We start from the raw sequence: 16,618 nt of genomic DNA, 5'->3' as shown, positions 1-16,618 counted from the left end.
GGGTGACGGGCGTGGCGGGGGCGTTCATACGGGATAGGCCTTTTCGATGGCATCCAGCATCGACCACAGGATGTCGAGCTTGAACTGCAGGATTTCCGTGGCGCGCTGCTGTTCGGCCGGTGTGCGGAAATAGTCCAGTGTGACCCGCAGGCCGTGATCGACATCGCGCTGCGCCAGCGGAATGCGCGTACGGAAATAGCTTAGCCCCTCGGCCTCGATCCAGGGGTAGTGCTGCGGCCAGCCGGCCAGCCGTTCCTTGTGGATGGCGGGCGCGAACATCTCGGTGAGCGAGGAGCACACGGCCTCCTGCCAGGGAGCGCGCCGGGCGAAGTTGACGTATGCATCCACCGCGAAGCGCACGCCGGGCAGCACCAGCCGTTGAGACCAGAGTGCCTCGCGCGTCAGCCCCACAGCCTCGCCGAGCCGGCTCCAGGCTTCGATGCCGCCGGGCTCGGTGGCGGTGCCGTCGTGGTCGAGGATGCGTATCACCCACTCTCGCCGCGTTTCGCGGTCGGGGCAGTTGGAGAGGATGGCGGCATCCTTGAGCGGGATATTGACCTGGTAGTAGAAGCGGTTGGCCACCCAGCCCTGGATCTGCTCGCGCGAGCATTGCCCGCTGGCCATGCGCCGGTTGAAGGGGTGATGGATGTGGTAGCGCGATTCGAGTCCGCGCAGCCGCGCTTCGAAGGCCGCGCGTTCCTCGGGGGAAACCGGTTGGGGGCGTGCTGCGGGCGTCACAGGGCGATCTCCATGCCGTCGTAGGCCACCTCGATCCCGTGCGCCGCCAGTTCGCGGCGCTCCGGGGAGTCGTCCACCAGGATCGGGTTGGTGTTGTTGATATGAATCAGGATCTTGCGCGCTGCCGGCGCTTCGTCCAGTGCCGCGATCATGCCGTGCGGGCCGGACTGCGCCAGGTGGCCCATGTCGCTGGCGAGCCTGGACGACAGGCCGAGCCGGCGCATTTCATCGTCGGTCCAGAAGGTGCCGTCGACCAGGATCACGTCGGCCCGGGCCAGTTCCGCGCGCACATGCGGTTCGACGCTGCCCAGTCCGKGGGCGTAGAACACGCGCTTGCCACCGGCGCTGACGATGCGCAGGCCGATATTGTCGCCACGCTGCGGCGCGGCGCGGTTGGGGGAGTAGGGCGGCGGCTTGCTGTCCAGCGCGATCGCATGCAAGGTCAGCCCTGCTAGCGGCGGCACGGTGAAGGCACTCGCGTCCAGCGGCAGCGGATGGGTTTCCAGGGTGCAGTAGTGGGACAGGATGCGGGACAGCGGGAAACCTTCGGACAGGTCCCGCAGCACAGGGGGCGTGGCGTAGACGGGCAGGGCGCTGCGGTGCTCGCGCAGCATCAGCAGGCCGGTGACGTGGTCGATCTGCGCGTCCATGAGCAATACGGCGGCGATGCCGGTGTCGCGCACCGCGCGGGCTGGCTGCAGGGCCGGGGTGGCGCGGATCTGGGCCAGGACGTCCGGCGAGGCGTTGACGAGGAGCCAGTGGATGCCATCTTCGGTCAGCGCAATGGAGGATTGCGTGCGGGCCGTGGCGGCGATGGTGCCGCGGCGCAGGCCGTCGCAGTTGCAACAGTTGCAGTTCCATTGTGGAAAGCCGCCGCCAGCGGCGGAACCTAGTACCCGAAGTGTCGTCATGGCCTGGTGCCTGTCCAGCCGGAGCCAAGGAAAAAGCCCGCTGGACAGCGGGCTTTCGCGGATTCCGCCGTCCGCCGGTCAGCGGTTGGCGATGTACATGGTGATTTCGAATCCGTACCGCATATCGATGTATGCGGGAGTGGTCCAGGTCATTGGCGGCTCCTTTCAGATCGGGGGTAGGCAAGTACAGCATAGTTCATGCAGAGGTAACGGCGGGACATCGGGCCGGATTTCGGTTAAGTGCGGCATCGCACTTTTGTGGCTGCTGCATCATGCAACCATGGCTTGCCCCGCCGGTCGGGCGGGACAGACGGCCTCGGCATCCAAGTTACGTAGATCGCTCGCGCAATATTTTTAATTCACTTTTACCCACCGGCCAGCGAAAGTGTACGGTGTGCAAATGGCACCCCTCAGGACACTTCAGACACTTCGGGCATTTCATCAGTCGCTTTTCTGGAGCGGAGTAAGTCATGGATCACTCATCTCGTCCCGTCGCCGCGGTTGTGCTGGCCGCCGCCATGCTGGCCGGCCTGTCTGGGTGCGGCAGTGCGCCGAAGGGTGAGCCAGCCGCGGGCATGGTGCCGGACCAGGACGTCAACGATGCCTACGTCTACCTGCTGGGCCGCCTGCTTGTCCTGCGCCAGGAGCAACTTGACTTCCAGAAAGACGGTTTCCAGTGGAACCAGATCCTGCACCGCGATGTGGGCGGCGTTTCCTGGGCCAATCCGAACCTGGATGTTGCCTACAGCGAGGCCTGGATCGCGGTGGACGAGAAGACTTGCGCGGTCGTCAACGTACCGCGCATCAAGGGGCGCTACTACACGGTCCAGTTCCTGAACGGGTGGGGGGAGACAGTCGCCAACATCAACGAACGCAACTATCCCGGCCATCCCGGCGGCAATTTTGCGATGTGCCTGAAAGGCGCCACCGCGCCACTGCCACCGGATGCGAAGCGCATCGACCTGCCGGGCAAGGCAACGCGCGTGCTGGCGAGAGTGGAGTTGGGCGCGGACAAGAAGCAAGCCATCGCCCTGCAGCGACAGATCACGATCCGGATGACCGGCACGCCGCAGATCGCCCCGATTCCCGCCACCCCGGTTTTCAGCAATGACACGCTGCCCGGTGTGGAAGCCTTCGACTCGGCCGCCATCGCGCTGGACAGCGAGCCGGACATCAATCCGGGCATGGGCGATGTCCGGGCCAAGGTACGCGCAGTGAGCGCCGCGGTGGCGGGCAACCCCGCCGAACGCGCGCGGGTGGACAAGGTCATCCGCGAGCAAACACTGCCGGGATTCCTCAAGTCGTTTTCCACTGCCGGCACCATCAAGAACGGCTGGAACCGGCCCAGCACGATTGGCAAGTACGGAGACGATTACCGGACCCGCACCCGTATCGATATGGCTGGCATCTGGGCCAACAGCACCGATGAGGTGGTGTACTTCAAGACAGATACCGACGGGACAGGCGCCCGGCTGGACGGCGGCAACGCGTACACCATCACCTTTGCCAAGGCCGACCTGCCCGCTGGCCACGTGAAGTACTTCTGGTCGGTGATCGCGGTGGATTCCAGGGACTTTCGCGTGATCCCGAATCCCAAGAACCGGTTCCTGATCAACAAGCAGTCCAGGCTGAGCTACGGGAAGGACGGTTCGCTGACGCTGTACTTCGCGCCGTCCAGGCCGGACGGCGCACCGGACGGCAACTGGCTGCCGACTCCCAGGGGACAGGGTTACAACCTGACGTTCCGCCTTTACGGGCCGGACCAGGCTATCCTGTCCGGCGAGTGGTTCCCGGCCCCGCTGGTCAGACGAAACTGAGCCGCCGCGAGGGGGAGGAGGCGCCTGATTCGCAGGAGCCCGGCCTTGCACCAGCCGCTTACGCGCACGAGGACGTCCATGATGCCGGCGCCGCCAGCGGTCGCTCGGCAACGGCTTTGCCCCCCGCGTTCAGCCGGGGCGGATGATCGACGAAGCCGCCATGGCGAAGGTACTGCACAAATTGCTGCCGGCGCTACTCAAGGTGTTTCGTGGTGGCAAGCCTTCAGGCGCGAGTGAAGCTGGCGATCAGGCCACTCTGCATGGCTCAGCCAACGCTCAGTCAACGGTTCATCTCTGCCTGCGTGATGATTCGATCGCGAATACAACCAGCATGCCACCCAGGATTGAGACGTTCTTCAGGATGTGGTTGAGCTGGTTTGCAACGTCTGAGGGATCGGCGCGCCAGAACCAATGGAAGATCAGGGTCGTGGGGACCAGGAACAGCGCAAGAACCAGTGCGCCCCATCGCGCGTTCCAGCCCGTGGCAAGGGTAAGGCCGGCGCCGACTTCGATCGCGATGGTTAGTATCAGCAGCAGGCCCGGCAGCGGCAGTTCGGCGCTGGCAATCCACGCGGAGTAGCCCGCGAAGCTGCCGATCTTCAATAACCCCGAAATCAGAAAGAGAGAGCCAAGAAGGGCGCGGCCGACAGCGTACAGTCGCGAAACGGTCGTGGGCGTGAGGGAAATTGTGGACGTGGCCATGATGATTCTCGGATATCGACAGAGGAAGAAACTTGAAATTCATCGAACGACTTCACTCGGCCAGCCTCGGCGGCAGGCGCTGATCGACATCAGCGGTACAGGCCCGTGGCGGGGTCCAGCGGCGAGTACTCCCGCGGGGCAAGGCGCAAGCGGTCGAGCGCCTCGTCCGGCTGCAACCTGGTGCGGCCATTGCGCGCCGCCGGGCAGGCCAGCATGAGCTCAATGGCGCGGGCCGGCGGCTCGGCGCCGAGCAGGCATTGCGCGTCCAGGCGAAAAGTGGTCTGGTGCCATCGGAAGTTCGCTGGCCGGCAGGAATTGGCCTGGACGGCGGAGGCCGGTGTCGTCTGTGCCGCCGTTGCCGCACGCGTTGCCGCGCTTGCCGGTGCTGCTGCGCCACCCGGCCGCGGCGGCAGCGTGAGATCCCACAGCCAGTACCGTTCGATCAACGCCAGCGCGGCCGACGGCGGGCGCGCGGCGCACGAAAGGGTCCGCATCGCCTCGCTGGCGGCGTGGCGCACGCAGACCCCGGCGGCCTGGTAGCCATGCCAGTCACGTAGCGCGCCGGTCACGATAGCCTCGGGATGCGCCGGATCGCAGCGGTCACCGGATGCTGCACCGAGGCGGCGATAGGCGACGTCCGCATGCGCGTACTGGCCTCCGACCGAGGGCAGGTTGGTATCGAGGTTGTAGTTGGCGAGCAGTCCCTTGCCCGCGTGGCGCAAGGCCACCGTGACCTTGTCGATCGAAGCCTCGTAAATCGTTTCCAGACCGGCGCGGTTGGCCAACTGGATGCCCTCGGCGGCCAGTTGGTCGGAGGCGGGGTCTTTCTGCGCGCCGGTGGGCTTGACGGTCTGCGCCATCTTCCTGCACGCGTCGAGCATCGCGCGCAGGTCGGCGGTCCGCGCGGGACCTTCGCCGTACGTCGCGTGGGCGGTCTGGCAGACGCTGTCGCTGACGTGGTACAGGAAGATCAGGATGGTGGCGTAGCCTGGCACCAGCGTCGCGCCCGCCTTGCCATAGGTCATCTCCGCGGCCACGGCCAGCACGTATCTCGCTCGCTCGACGAGGCGGCTCTCGCTGCCGCCAACAATAAAACCGGTAGCCACGCGGATGGTGCCGTAGCGAAGGTCGTAAACGGAAAAAGCCCCGAGTTCGAGCCGCTTGTGCATGGCAATGTCCATCTCGTAGGCGACGCGCGTCAATGCCTTGTCGTGGTTCTTGGCCGATAGCGTAGCCACGGCGACGTTGGTGCCCTCGTGATGTCCCACACGATCCGCCCAGTAGTGGGATCGCACCCCCGCGAGGAAGGCGATCATGGCCGGATCGCCACCGTACTTTTCACAAGTCGTCTTGACGAGGTTGTCGATGTAGTTGCCGGTGCCGACGTAGTGCATCAGGTCGCTGAACTGTTCGGTGCCCTGGGTGATGTAGCCGATATCGCCGATGACAGCGCCCAGGCCCGCGGCGAGCGCGATTTCCTGCCGGGTCAGGTCCAGCGCGCCAGGCTTGAAGGTATGCTGACCGGATTGGCCGTCGCACAGGCCGGCGCTGAGCGACGGCCATGCCGCTTCCATGACTCGCCAGTGCCCCGTCCAGCCGTAGCCCCAGACCGGCTGGCACGTCGCAAAGCACAGCCAGACGATGGTCACGAGGCGACAGGCGTTGAGACGTGACGGGTGCATGACGGGCTCCTTGCGACACGCCGGCCGTGATCGGCCGCGATGCGGGCAGCATGGAAGGGCAACACCCGGCACTTATTTATAGGCGGCGGCAGACCTGCGCGCAATGCGCAAAAAAATGCCCATTTGCTGAAGCGCCCGGATCACGAGGCGGTGGTGGGCGTCGCGACCGATTGGCTCATTGCCGCACTGGCGCGGACGCTACACGCGCCACAGTCAGGCAACAACCAGCGGCCCGGCCTGCTCGGCAACGGGCCAGCCCCGTTCCTCCGCGATGGCCCGCAGGCGCGGGTCCGGCGCCACCACGACCGGATGGCTGACATGTTCCAGCAGCGGCAGGTCATTGAGCGAATCCGAATAGAACAGCGTGCGCTCGAATTCCTCCCAGCGCCGCCCGATCGCGGCGAGCCAGTCGGCCACCCGCCCCACCTTGCCGGCGCCGAAGCTCGGCACGCCGATCATCTCGCCGCTGAACCGGGCCAGCGGGCCGTCGCCGATGGTGGCCGCCTGCGAGGCCACCAGGTGCTCCACGCCGAAGCTGTCGGCAAAGCCGCGCGCGACGAAGTCGTTGGTGGCGGTCACGATGCAGCACAGGTCGCCCGCGGCGCGATGCTGGTCCACCAGTTCGCGTGCCGGCGCCGGGATGCGGTCGGCAATGCTGGCGATAAAGGCGCTGCGCCACGCTTCCAGATCGCCGCGGTCGTAGCGGGCCAGGAAGGACATGCAGAAGCGCTGGAAGGCGTGGATATCCAGTTTGCCGTCGACGTAGTCCTGGGCGAAGCGCTGGTTCTGCGGGGCGAATTCGGTTTCGTCCAGCACACCGAGTTGCATCAGGTAGCGCAGCCAGGTGGAGCCGCTGTCGAAGGGAATCAGGGTGTGGTCAAGGTCAAACAGTACGAGTTGCATGTGCGGTACGGGTAACGATGAAGTCGGGAATGGCAAAATCACGCACATGATACGGTGTCGGCGCGGGCGCGCGTGGAAGCTGCCGCAAGTGCGCTGCACCAAATCGTCCTGAATCCGGGGCTGTCAACTGACTCATCCTGACAATGCCGCCCGGCCTCCAACGACCAGTAAAATAGCCGCCCCAGGTTCGGCAGGTTCTCAAAGGCAGCAGGTGGCGCAACGACAACAGGGTTTTCTTCTGACTCGACACTGGCGCGATACGCCCGCCGGCACGGAGGTCGAGTTCTGGCTGGCAACCGATAGCGGCCCGCGGCATATCCGCCTGGCCCCGCAGCCTTCGGTGGCGTTCATCCCCGCCGAACACCGCCAGATGGCCGAAATCGTCTTGCATGGCGAGCGCCAGGCCGAACTGCGCGAACTGCCGCTGCGCGATTTCCACCGCCGCCCGGTACTGGGGCTGTATTGCCAGCAGCATCGCCAGCTGATCAAGCTGGAAAGGCAGCTGAAGGAGGCCGGCGTCAGCGTCTACGAGGCCGACATCCGTCCCCCGGAACGCTACCTGATGGAGCGGTTCATCACCGCGCCGGTATGGTTTGCCGGCGAATCCGGTGAGTCCGGAGAAAATGGCCCGTTGCTCAACAGCCAGATGAGGCCGGCGCCGGAATATCGGCCACGGCTGAAGCTGGTGTCGCTGGATATCGAAACCACCGCCCACGGCGATCTGTATTCCATCGCGCTCGAAGGCTGCGGCCAGCGCCAGGTGTATATGCTCGGGCCGCCGAACGGCGACGACAGCGGGCTCGACTTCGGCCTGGAGTACTGCGCCACCCACGCGCTGATGCTGGAAAAGCTGAACCAATGGCTGGCGGTGCACGATCCCGATGCCATCATCGGCTGGAACGTGGTGCAGTTCGATTTGCGCGTCCTGCAAAAGCACGCGGACCGCTATCAGGTTCCGCTGGCGTTCGGCCGCGGCGGCAGCCTGCTCGAATGGCGCGAGCACGGGTTCAAGGAGAACCATTTCTTTGCCTCCGCCGCCGGCCGCCTGATTATCGACGGCATCGAGGCACTGCGGTCCGCCACCTGGAATTTCCCGTCCTTCAGCCTGGAGAACGTCGCCCAGACCTTGCTGGGCGAGGGGAAATCCATCGACAACCCGTATCAGCGGATGGCGGAAATCGACCGCCGCTTCGCCGAGGACAAGCCGGCACTGGCGCGCTACAACCTGAAGGACTGCGAGCTGGTGACGCGAATCTTCGCCAAGACCGAGTTGCTGACCTTCCTGCTGGAACGCGCCGCCGTCACGGGGCTGCCCGCGGATCGCAGCGGCGGCTCCGTCGCGGCCTTTACGCACCTGTATATGCCGCTGATGCACCGCCAGGGCTATGTGGCGCCGAACCTGGGCGAGGTGCCGGAGGGAGGGAGCCCCGGCGGCTTCGTCATGGATTCGCAACCCGGCCTGTACGACTCGGTGCTGGTGCTGGACTACAAGAGCCTGTACCCCTCGATCATCCGCACCTTCCTGATCGATCCGCTCGGGCTGGTGGAAGGGCTGGACGACCCATCGGACGCGAATTCGGTGCCGGGCTTCCGCGGCGCGCGCTTCTCGCGCACAAAGCACTGCCTGCCCGCCATCGTCAGCCAGATCTGGCAAGGCCGGGAGGCCGCGAAGCGCGAGCAGAACAAGCCGCTGTCGCAGGCGCTGAAGATCATCATGAATGCGTTCTACGGCGTGCTGGGATCGAGCGTCTGCCGCTTTTTCGACCCCCGCCTGGCGTCCTCCATCACCATGCGCGGGCACGAGATCATGCACCGGACGCGCGAACTGATCGAGGCCCAGGGCTACCAGGTCATCTACGGCGACACCGATTCCACTTTTGTCTGGCTGAAACAGCCGCACTCGGAAGAACAGGCCGCAAAGATCGGCCGCATGCTCGTCCAGCATGTGAACCAGTGGTGGCAGCAGCATCTGCGACAGCAGTTCGGACTGCAAAGCGCGCTGGAACTGGAGTTCGAGACCCATTACCGCCGCTTCCTGATGCCGACCGTGCGCGGCGCCGAGCAGGGCAGCAAGAAGCGCTACGCGGGGCTGGTCGCCAAGGCGGACGGTAGCGAGGAAATGGTCTACAAGGGCCTGGAGACGGTACGCACCGACTGGACGCCGCTGGCGCAGCAATTCCAGCAAGAGCTGTATCAGCGCATTTTCAAGAAGCAGCCGTACCGGGAGTACGTGCAGGACTACGTTGCCCGCACCTTGAACGGCGAGTTCGAAGCGTTGCTGGTGTACCGCAAGCGGCTGCGCCGGACCCTGGAAGACTACCAGCGCAACGTGCCGCCGCACGTCCGCGCGGCGCGCGTCGCCGATGCATTCAATCGCAAGGAAGGGCGGCCATTGCAGTACCAGAACGGCGGCTGGATCAGCTATGTGATGACCGTCGCGGGCCCGGAGCCGCTTGAGACGCGGCGCTCCGCGATCGATTATGAGCATTACCTGAGCCGGCAGCTGCAGCCGGTGGCCGATGCCATATTGCCTTTCCTGGGCGACGCGTTCGAGACCCTGGTGACGCGGCAAAGGGCGTTGTTCTGACGGTCAGCAACTGCCCAGACGGCTGGCCTCGATGCGCGGCAGCACCCGCGCCAGGGTGATCCCGCGCACTGCCATGAACAACAACAGCGCCGCCCACAATCCGTCATTCCCGAACGGCCCCGCCAGCGTCACCGCGGCCAGCATGAACGCCCCGAACGAGAGCGCCATCGAGTGCATCAGGTCGCGGGTGCAGGTCGCGCCAATAAAGACGCCATCCAGCAGGAAACCCCAGACCGAAACCAGCGGCAACGCGACCGCCCACGGCAGGAAGCGCACAGCGGCGTCGCGCACCGCCGGCTGGTCGGTCAGGCACGCGATGATCCATTCGCCGGCGCAGGCATAAACGAGCGAAAAACCCATCGCGCCGACCACCGCCCAGATCATCGTGACCCGGACCGCGCGCCGGAATGCGTGGCGGTCCCGCGTGCCGATGGCCGCTCCGACCAGCGCTTCTGCCGCATGCGCAAAGCCATCCAGCGCGTACGCCATGAAGGTCTGGAAGTTGAGCAGCAGCGCATTGGCCGCGAGGATGACGTCGCCTTGCCTGGCGCCGGCATGCGCGAACCAGCCAAAGCTGGCGATCAGGCACAGGGTCCGGATAAAGATGTCGCGATTGAGGTAGACCAGTTGCCGCAGCTCGTGCGCGTGGGCGATGGCCGCCCAGCGCAGCGGCGGCAGGCCGCGGGGACGCAGCCGCCACAGCAACGCGGCGCCCAGCACGAAGCCGCACGCGTCGGCGGTTGCGGTGGCGGCGCCGATTCCAGCGATGCCCCAGTCGAACACATAGACGAAGAGCAGCACCGCGGCGATGTTCACCGCATTGATGAACAGCTGGGTCAGCAAGGCGAGCCGCACGTGCTGGCAGCCAAGCAGGTAGCCCAGCACGACATAGTTGCACAATGCAAAAGGCGCGGCCCATATCCGCGCGTGGCTGTAGGCGCGCGCGTGGTGCTGGAGGGTATCGCTGCCGCCGATCAGTCCTAGCGCGGTCGTGATCAGCGGCATCCGCACCGCCAGGACGCCGGCGCCGATGACAGCCGCCAGCAGCAGCGCGCGTACCACCGTCGCGCGCAGCGCCGCGCCGTCCCGGGCGCCGAACGCCTGCGCGACGAGGCCCGTGGTGCCCATGCGCAGGAAGCCGAAACCCCAGAACACAAAGCTGAAGAACAACCCGCCCGCGGCGACTCCGCCCAGGTAGGCCGGGTCCGGCAGGTGGCCGGCAACGGCGCTGTCGACCGCGCCGAGGATGGGCTGCGTCAGGTTGGCGAGGATGATGGGGAATGCCAGTGACAGGACGCGGCGGTGCCAGCCGGAAACGGGGAGGGGCGGGGCCACGCCCGACGGGCTGTTGGCGGGACAGGAAGAGGGGCTATCGGCGTCTGGCACGGTGCGGGGCGGAAGCTGGATGCTTGGGGCGACCGCCATTATGGTCTATCCACTGCTATCCACTGTGCCGGCCGGGAACGTGGCTATTGCGGTCCGGGCGTTTCGCGACGTGGTGTCGTTTCGCCGCAGCCGCGTGGGGAGGGGCGACCCCGCCGATGCGGCGGGCCGCTTGCCCTGTTACTGATAGCTCATCGTGAAAGTCGCGCGACCATTTGCAGTTCCGGCTTTCACCGCGGGTGCGGTCTGGATGTACCGGGCTGCCAGCGGTACAGTGAATGTGCCATTACCAGTTGAACCTGCCTTCCACTGATTCTTATTGCCCGCGGCGCTGGAATCCGGGCCATATTTGATCACCGTGGTCCCATTTAAAACCTGAATGCCAACGCCGGATGCGGTGGAGTCCTTGGTAAGGGACAGGGTATCTGAAACATTACTCGGATCGGTCTGATCGGTCAGCGTTGTATAGATATTTGTCTTTGTGCCGGTATCTCCGCCAGAGCACTGCAGCACGATATCAAAAGACTGGTTTGGTGACGTCTTTCCGACACCGCTAAAGACGTTTACATTCACGTCTCGAAGACGGACCGCAATCGATGGCGTCGATACCTTGCATGTCGGGATAGTTGGCTGTATTACGACGCTGCCCCCCCAAGAGTAGGTGGCATAATCACCGTCATAGTACCAGTGCGCAAACATTCCTGACAATATCCCGCCGCCGGTAATTGAGCCTGTCTTTATAAGTTCAACGGACAACGTATGGTTTACCATTCCTCCCGACTCGATTACGCAGACGCCTGGGAAATATTGCGTCCAACACATTTGCTGGCCGATTACCGGGTCACTCATCTTGAAACGATATGAAATACCGGGTATGCCAGTCTCGTAAAGATTGTTGCCCAGATAGGGTTTTGATCCTGTGATGCCAAATCTAGTGAGCCCTTTCGGACACCAGCGGGCGCCATTAATTGAGCTGGTACTACGAAACTGCGTCTGAATACCTCTACTCCACAGTACCGTCCCTACCGGGACCGTTGGATCGAAAGCGATTGTCGACGGCGGTGCCATAAGCGTCGTGTAAGGACACGCTAGTTGGGCTTGCGYTATTGAAGGTATTGCATTCAACACAATGGCTATGCTAAAAAATGCAAAAATCCGGATCAGCTTTTTCATCATTCCAGCAAATAGGTAGGGTGCATGCACCGTGCGGCAGAGGCTTCACCGCCGGGATCTCGGTCTTTGCCGCCGGTTAGCTGTGGAGGTGGCCGGGCACGATTTTGCGCGGCCCTTCGGGACAAGAGGCAGGCACGCGCTTGAAAGGCCGCTTGGCTGCGGCCTTGACGCGACGCGATGGTTTCGTAGCTGACAACCACGCCGCGCTCTAGCAGCATCGCTTCGATATCGCGCAGGCTCGACGGAAAGCGGAAATGCCAACGCACTGCGCAACGGATAACCGCCGCGGGGAAGGGGCGACCGTGACAGAGCGATTTGGCTTTCTTCATCGCACCATCCTACTGGACCGCCTCGGTAACGTGGCTGTGCCCCCTCCTTTTTTGGATATTGCCCCCCCTTAAAAGGACCTGTTTGGCGATACCCCGCCAATGGCGGGCCAGGCGGCGATGCGTGCGGTCGGAATGATCTCGAATGGCACGCGTGAACGTGGGAGCCGGATGCGCGGCCTCTCCGCTATTGCGTCATCAACACCTCAACGTGACAGCGCCGCCGCCGTGCGCTTCGGCGCGGCGCCCGGCATGCTGGCCGGCCTTGCGCCGTCGTTCTTCCTCCTTCCCGGAAAGTTGTACCAGCGGACCCGCTTGTACTATAATGCGAACAATTCTCATTTAAGCCAATCGATGTTTGGCCGCGCCAGACCCGTCATCATCAGGAATGCAGCATGGCTGCCGCCGAATCCGCTCTCCAGCAGCACGTCAACACCCTCTACAGCGAGCACAACCGCTGGCTCCAGGGATGGCTGCGCCGCAAGCTGGGCAACGCCTGCGATGCGGCCGACCTGGCGCAGGACGTATTTCTCCGCCTGCTCCACCGGCAGCCCGCCGATATCCGGGAGCCGCGCACCTACCTGAGCACGATCGCGCGCGGGCTGGTCATCGAGCACTGGCGGCGCCGGGAGCTGGAGCTGGCCTGGCTGGAGACGCTGGCGCAGTTGCCGCCGGCCCACGCGCCGTCGCCCGAGAGCCGGATGGTCTTCCTGGAAACCCTGATCGCCATCGACCGCGTCCTGGATGCGCTCAAGCCGCAGGTGCGCGCGGCATTCCTGTGGGCCCAGCTGGAAGGGCTGACGTGCCGGCAGATCGCGGAGCGCCTCGGGGTGTCGCTGGCGACCGCCGAACGCCATGTCGCGGCGGCGCTGCGGCATTGCTACGCCTTACGCTTCGGTGACTGATCCCGCCAGCCCGGCGGGGAAATCGCCCGCGCCCGACCCCCCGATTCCCGCTCGCATCGTCGACCAGGCCATCACCTGGACGATCCAGCTCGACTTCGGCGAGCCCACCGCCAGCACGCGCGAGGCGTTTGCGCAGTGGCTCGCCGCGGACCCGCTGCACGCGCTTGCCTGGCAACGGGTGCAGGCGCTGCGGGACGATTTCTCCGGCATGCCGCCGACGCTTGCCCTGGATACGCTGCAAAACGCCGGCGCGCGGCGCGGCGCCAGCGGGCTGAGGCGCCGGCAGGCGCTGAAGGTGCTGGCGCTGGCCGGTATCTCGGTGGTGGCCGTGCAGGGCGTGCGCGAACTGGCGCCATGGCAGCGCCTGCTTGCCGATGCGAGCACCGCGACCGGCGAACAGCGCACCGTGCGGCTGGACGATGGCAGCACCATCGTGCTCAACACCGATACCGCCATCAGTACCGGGCTGGGCGGCGAGCGCCGCCTGATCACATTGCGGCGCGGCGAGATCCTGGTCACCACGGGACATGACGATCGCTTTGCCGCCGCCAGCGGGGCGGCGCGGCCGTTCTGGGTGCAAACGCCGTTCGGCAGCCTGCGCGCGCTGGGCACCCGCTTCGTGGTCCGCATCGGGGACGGGCGCGCCCGGGTCAGCGTGCAGGAGGGCGCCGTCGCCTTGTATCCGTCGACGGGGGGAACCGGGGACGTGGCCCAGGCGGGTACGAGCTGGTGGCTGGCCAGTGGCGGCAGTGCGCCGGCACCGGCGCAGACCTTCGAGGCGGACGGCTGGGCCAGTGGCGTCATCGCCGGCAAGGACATGCGCCTGGCCGACGTGCTGGCCGAGCTTGCGCGTTATCGCATGGGCCGCATCGTCTGCGATCCGCGCGTGGCGGACCTGCGCATCTCCGGGGCCTATCACCTGCGCGACACCGATCAGACGCTGCGTTTCCTGGCGCAGTCGCAGCCGGTTGCCGTCGTCTACCGCACGCGCTTCTGGGTCACGGTGGGGCCCGCCGCAGGCAGCTAAGCGCCATGCCAGCCATGCAAGAAAAAGAATTCAGGAAAATTTGAGGGGATTTTGATTCTCGACCGGCCTACTGCGTAGGAACTTCAAACACCACGCTGCCGGAGAAGAGAATCAGATGTCTGCAACACGCCATGCCACTGCCACTGCCACCGTCATTGCCACAGCGCGCCCACCCCGGCTCAAGCCGTTCGCGGTCGCGCTGCACCACGCCTTCGTCTGCCTTGCGTTGGGCGCGAGCATGGCGCCGCTCGCAGTGAGGGCGCAATCGCAGGCTGCGGCCCAGGACACCACGGCCACGCTGCCGGCGGTGACCGTCACCGCCGCCACCGAAGCGCCGGGCGAGCTGCCGCCGGCCTATGCGGGCGGCCAGGTGGCGCGCGGCGGCCGCCTCGGGCTGCTGGGCAACAAAGGCGTGATGGACACGCCGTTCGCCGTCACCAACTACACCGCCCAGCGGATCGAGGACCAGCAGGCCGTCACGCTGGCCGAGGTACTGAACAGCGATCCTTCCGTCCGCTTTACCGGCCAGGTCGGCGGCGTGACCGACTCCTTCTTTATCCGCGGCTTTCCGATCAACGAGGGCAACCTGTCCGAGATCGCGTTCGACGGCGTCTATGGCGTTTCGCCGAACTACCACCTGTTCACCGAGTACCTGGAGCGGGTCGAGGTGCTGAAGGGGCCAGCCGCCTTGCTGTACGGCATGTCGCCCAACAGCGGCGTGGGCGGCGTGGTCAACGTCGTGCCCAAGCGGGCGCTGGCGCAGGACCTGACGCGCTTTACCCTCGACTACGCCTCCGATGCGCAGGTGGGCGGCGCGGTCGACCTGAGCCGCCGCTTCGGCAGCGAGCGGGAGTGGGGCATCCGTTTCAACGGCCTGCACCGCCAGGGACCGACCGCGCTCGACAACCAGAAGTCGCGCGCCGAAGTGGCGGCGTTGTCCCTGGACTATCACGGCGATCGCCTGCGTGCGTCGCTCGACGTGATCGAGCAATACCAGTGGGTCGATGCGCCGACGCGTCCCTTCCTGGTCGCGGCCGGCTTGCAGGTGCCATCCGCGCCGGACGGCCGGCGCAATGTCAGCCAGCCCTGGGGCTGGTGGAAGTCCAACGATGTCTCGACGCTGCTGCACGCGGAATACGATGTCACCGACAATGTGACCGTATTCGCCGATGCCGGCGGTACCCGCTCCGATGTGGCGCGCCTGTCCGACCAGACGCCGACCATTCTGAATCCGGCTGGCGCCACCTCGTCGGCCGTGCAGAACTGGAAGTTCCAGGTCAACCGGTCGAGCTTCGATACCGGCGTCAGGAGCAGGTTCGAGACCGGCCCCGTCAGGCACGCACTGGCGCTGCAGGCGAACCTGTATATGGACCGTATCGCCAATGCCAATGTCTCCGGCATGCCCGTCACGTCGAACATCTACGCGCCGATCGACCGCCCGGCGCAGGACATCGCCTCGCCGCAGCGGGTGCCCAAGGTCTCCGACTCCACGCTGTCGGGCCTGTCGCTGGCCGACACCCTGAGCGTGCTCGACGACCGCGTGCAGTTGACCCTTGGCTTGCGCTACCAGCAGGTCAGGTCGAACAACTACGCCGCCACCGGCGCAAAGACGTCCGCATACGACGAGAGCGCCGTCACGCCGCTGGCCGGCATCGTCTACAAGCCCTGGCAAAACGTGTCGCTGTATGCGAACTACGTCGAGGGGCTGAGCAAGGGCGACATCGCACCGGCCACGGCGTCGAACGCGGGGCAGGTCTTCGCGCCGTACAAGACCAAGCAGCAGGAGGTCGGCGTCAAGTACGACTCGGGCAAGGTGATGGCGACGCTGGCGGCGTTCCGCATGACCAAGCCGAGCGGCCAGCTGTTCGGCACGGTCTACGCCATCGATAGCGAGCAACGCAACCAGGGGCTGGAGCTGACGCTGTCGGGCCAGGCCTACAAGGGCGTGCGCCTGCTCGGCGGCGTGACCCTGCTCGACGGGGAACTGACCAGGACCAACAGCGCGGCCACGCGCGGCAACCGTCCGGTGGGCGTGCCTGCCGTGATGGCTAACCTGGGCACGGAATGGGACCTGCCGTGGGTGCCCGGCCTGACCCTGACGGGGGCGGTCAACTACACCGGCAGCGAATACGTCAACCAGGCGAACACGCAGCAGGTGCCGTCGTGGACCACGGTCGACCTGGGCGCGCGCTACAAGACATCGCTGTACGGCAAATCCACCACCTTCCGCGCGGGTTTGTTCAATGCCTTCAACCGCAAGTACTGGTCGGGGGTGGCGTCGTACGGCACGATTTCGCTGGGCGCGCCGCGTACCTTCATGGCGTCCATGAGTGTGGACTTCTAAGCCGTTGCGCGTCCGATACCGCGCGCTTGCCGGCGCTCTCGCCTGTATTGCACTGTGGGTGGCCATGCCGTCGCCCACCGCGCGCGCGCAGGCGCCGGGCGCTGGCCAGGCGCGGTCCTT

The 16,618-nt window shown here is 65.5% G+C and carries 13 protein-coding genes and 1 pseudogene; 5 read left to right on the top strand and 9 right to left on the bottom strand.

Going from position 1 to position 16,618, the window contains the following annotated elements; genetic code table 11:
* Window positions 1–24 precede the first annotated feature (24 nt).
* The 3 genes from pqqC to pqqA form a co-directional block, all read right to left on the bottom strand.
* Window positions 25–738, bottom strand: a complete 714-nt coding sequence (gene pqqC / locus AC1DT6_RS34740; RefSeq protein ID WP_441633540.1) for a pyrroloquinoline-quinone synthase PqqC — start codon at window positions 736–738, stop codon at window positions 25–27.
* Window positions 735–1,649, bottom strand: a complete 915-nt coding sequence (gene pqqB / locus AC1DT6_RS34735) for a pyrroloquinoline quinone biosynthesis protein PqqB (protein ID WP_477115341.1) — start codon at window positions 1,647–1,649, stop codon at window positions 735–737. Before pqqB ends, pqqC begins: the two co-directional genes overlap by 4 nt.
* A 78-nt stretch (window positions 1,650–1,727) precedes the next feature.
* On the bottom strand, window positions 1,728–1,802 hold the full coding sequence (gene pqqA, locus AC1DT6_RS34730; RefSeq protein ID WP_081862393.1) for a pyrroloquinoline quinone precursor peptide PqqA: 75 nt from the start codon (window positions 1,800–1,802) through the stop codon (window positions 1,728–1,730).
* A gap of 317 nt (window positions 1,803–2,119) precedes the next feature.
* Here pqqA and AC1DT6_RS34725 point away from each other — a divergent pair, with 317 nt between their 5' ends.
* The gene (locus AC1DT6_RS34725; RefSeq protein WP_477104565.1) at window positions 2,120–3,466 is read left to right on the top strand and encodes a DUF1214 domain-containing protein; all 1,347 of its coding nucleotides are present in this window, start codon (window positions 2,120–2,122) and stop codon (window positions 3,464–3,466) included.
* Window positions 3,467–3,754: 288 nt separating this feature from the next.
* Here AC1DT6_RS34725 and AC1DT6_RS34720 read toward each other — a convergent pair whose 3' ends face one another.
* From AC1DT6_RS34720 to AC1DT6_RS34710, 3 genes are all read right to left on the bottom strand, one after another.
* Entirely contained in the window at window positions 3,755–4,168 is a 414-nt protein-coding gene (locus AC1DT6_RS34720) for a DoxX family protein (protein WP_051649119.1), read from the bottom strand.
* An 89-nt stretch (window positions 4,169–4,257) separates the two neighbouring features.
* Window positions 4,258–5,850: a zinc dependent phospholipase C family protein gene (locus AC1DT6_RS34715; RefSeq protein WP_441633534.1), complete on the bottom strand. Its 1,593-nt coding sequence runs from the start codon at window positions 5,848–5,850 to the stop codon at window positions 4,258–4,260.
* 213 nt (window positions 5,851–6,063) lie between these two features.
* Window positions 6,064–6,753 (bottom strand): HAD family hydrolase, encoded by a 690-nt coding sequence (locus tag AC1DT6_RS34710; protein WP_441633532.1) that lies wholly within the window; start codon window positions 6,751–6,753, stop codon window positions 6,064–6,066.
* Window positions 6,754–6,964: 211 nt separating this feature from the next.
* Here AC1DT6_RS34710 and AC1DT6_RS34705 point away from each other — a divergent pair, with 211 nt between their 5' ends.
* Window positions 6,965–9,340, top strand: a complete 2,376-nt coding sequence (locus AC1DT6_RS34705; protein WP_477104564.1) for a DNA polymerase II — start codon at window positions 6,965–6,967, stop codon at window positions 9,338–9,340.
* Between the two features lie 3 nt (window positions 9,341–9,343).
* Here AC1DT6_RS34705 and AC1DT6_RS34700 read toward each other — a convergent pair whose 3' ends face one another.
* The 3 genes and pseudogenes from AC1DT6_RS34700 to AC1DT6_RS34690 form a co-directional block, all read right to left on the bottom strand.
* A complete protein-coding gene (locus AC1DT6_RS34700) occupies window positions 9,344–10,765 on the bottom strand; it encodes an MATE family efflux transporter (protein WP_441633528.1) in 1,422 nt (473 codons plus the stop codon).
* Between the two features lie 138 nt (window positions 10,766–10,903).
* Window positions 10,904–11,896: a fimbrial protein gene (locus AC1DT6_RS34695; protein ID WP_477115340.1), complete on the bottom strand. Its 993-nt coding sequence runs from the start codon at window positions 11,894–11,896 to the stop codon at window positions 10,904–10,906.
* A gap of 79 nt (window positions 11,897–11,975) precedes the next feature.
* A pseudogene (locus AC1DT6_RS34690) lies at window positions 11,976–12,225 on the bottom strand (IS6 family transposase); the annotation flags it as partial.
* A 392-nt stretch (window positions 12,226–12,617) separates the two neighbouring features.
* Here AC1DT6_RS34690 and AC1DT6_RS34685 point away from each other — a divergent pair.
* The 3 genes from AC1DT6_RS34685 to AC1DT6_RS34675 all read left to right on the top strand — a co-directional run bounded on the left by AC1DT6_RS34685 (window position 12,618) and on the right by AC1DT6_RS34675 (window position 16,498).
* Entirely contained in the window at window positions 12,618–13,127 is a 510-nt protein-coding gene (locus tag AC1DT6_RS34685) for a sigma-70 family RNA polymerase sigma factor (protein WP_441633524.1), read from the top strand.
* Window positions 13,078–14,154: a FecR domain-containing protein gene (locus AC1DT6_RS34680; protein ID WP_477104592.1), complete on the top strand. Its 1,077-nt coding sequence runs from the start codon at window positions 13,078–13,080 to the stop codon at window positions 14,152–14,154. The genes AC1DT6_RS34685 and AC1DT6_RS34680 overlap by 50 nt, the downstream gene beginning before the upstream one ends.
* A 115-nt stretch (window positions 14,155–14,269) precedes the next feature.
* Window positions 14,270–16,498: a TonB-dependent receptor gene (locus AC1DT6_RS34675; protein ID WP_441633520.1), complete on the top strand. Its 2,229-nt coding sequence runs from the start codon at window positions 14,270–14,272 to the stop codon at window positions 16,496–16,498.
* The last annotated feature ends 120 nt before the right edge of the window (window positions 16,499–16,618 follow it).

The organism is Cupriavidus sp. 01L45 (assembly GCF_056399885.1).
This window is presented reverse-complemented; position numbering and strand designations above follow the sequence as displayed.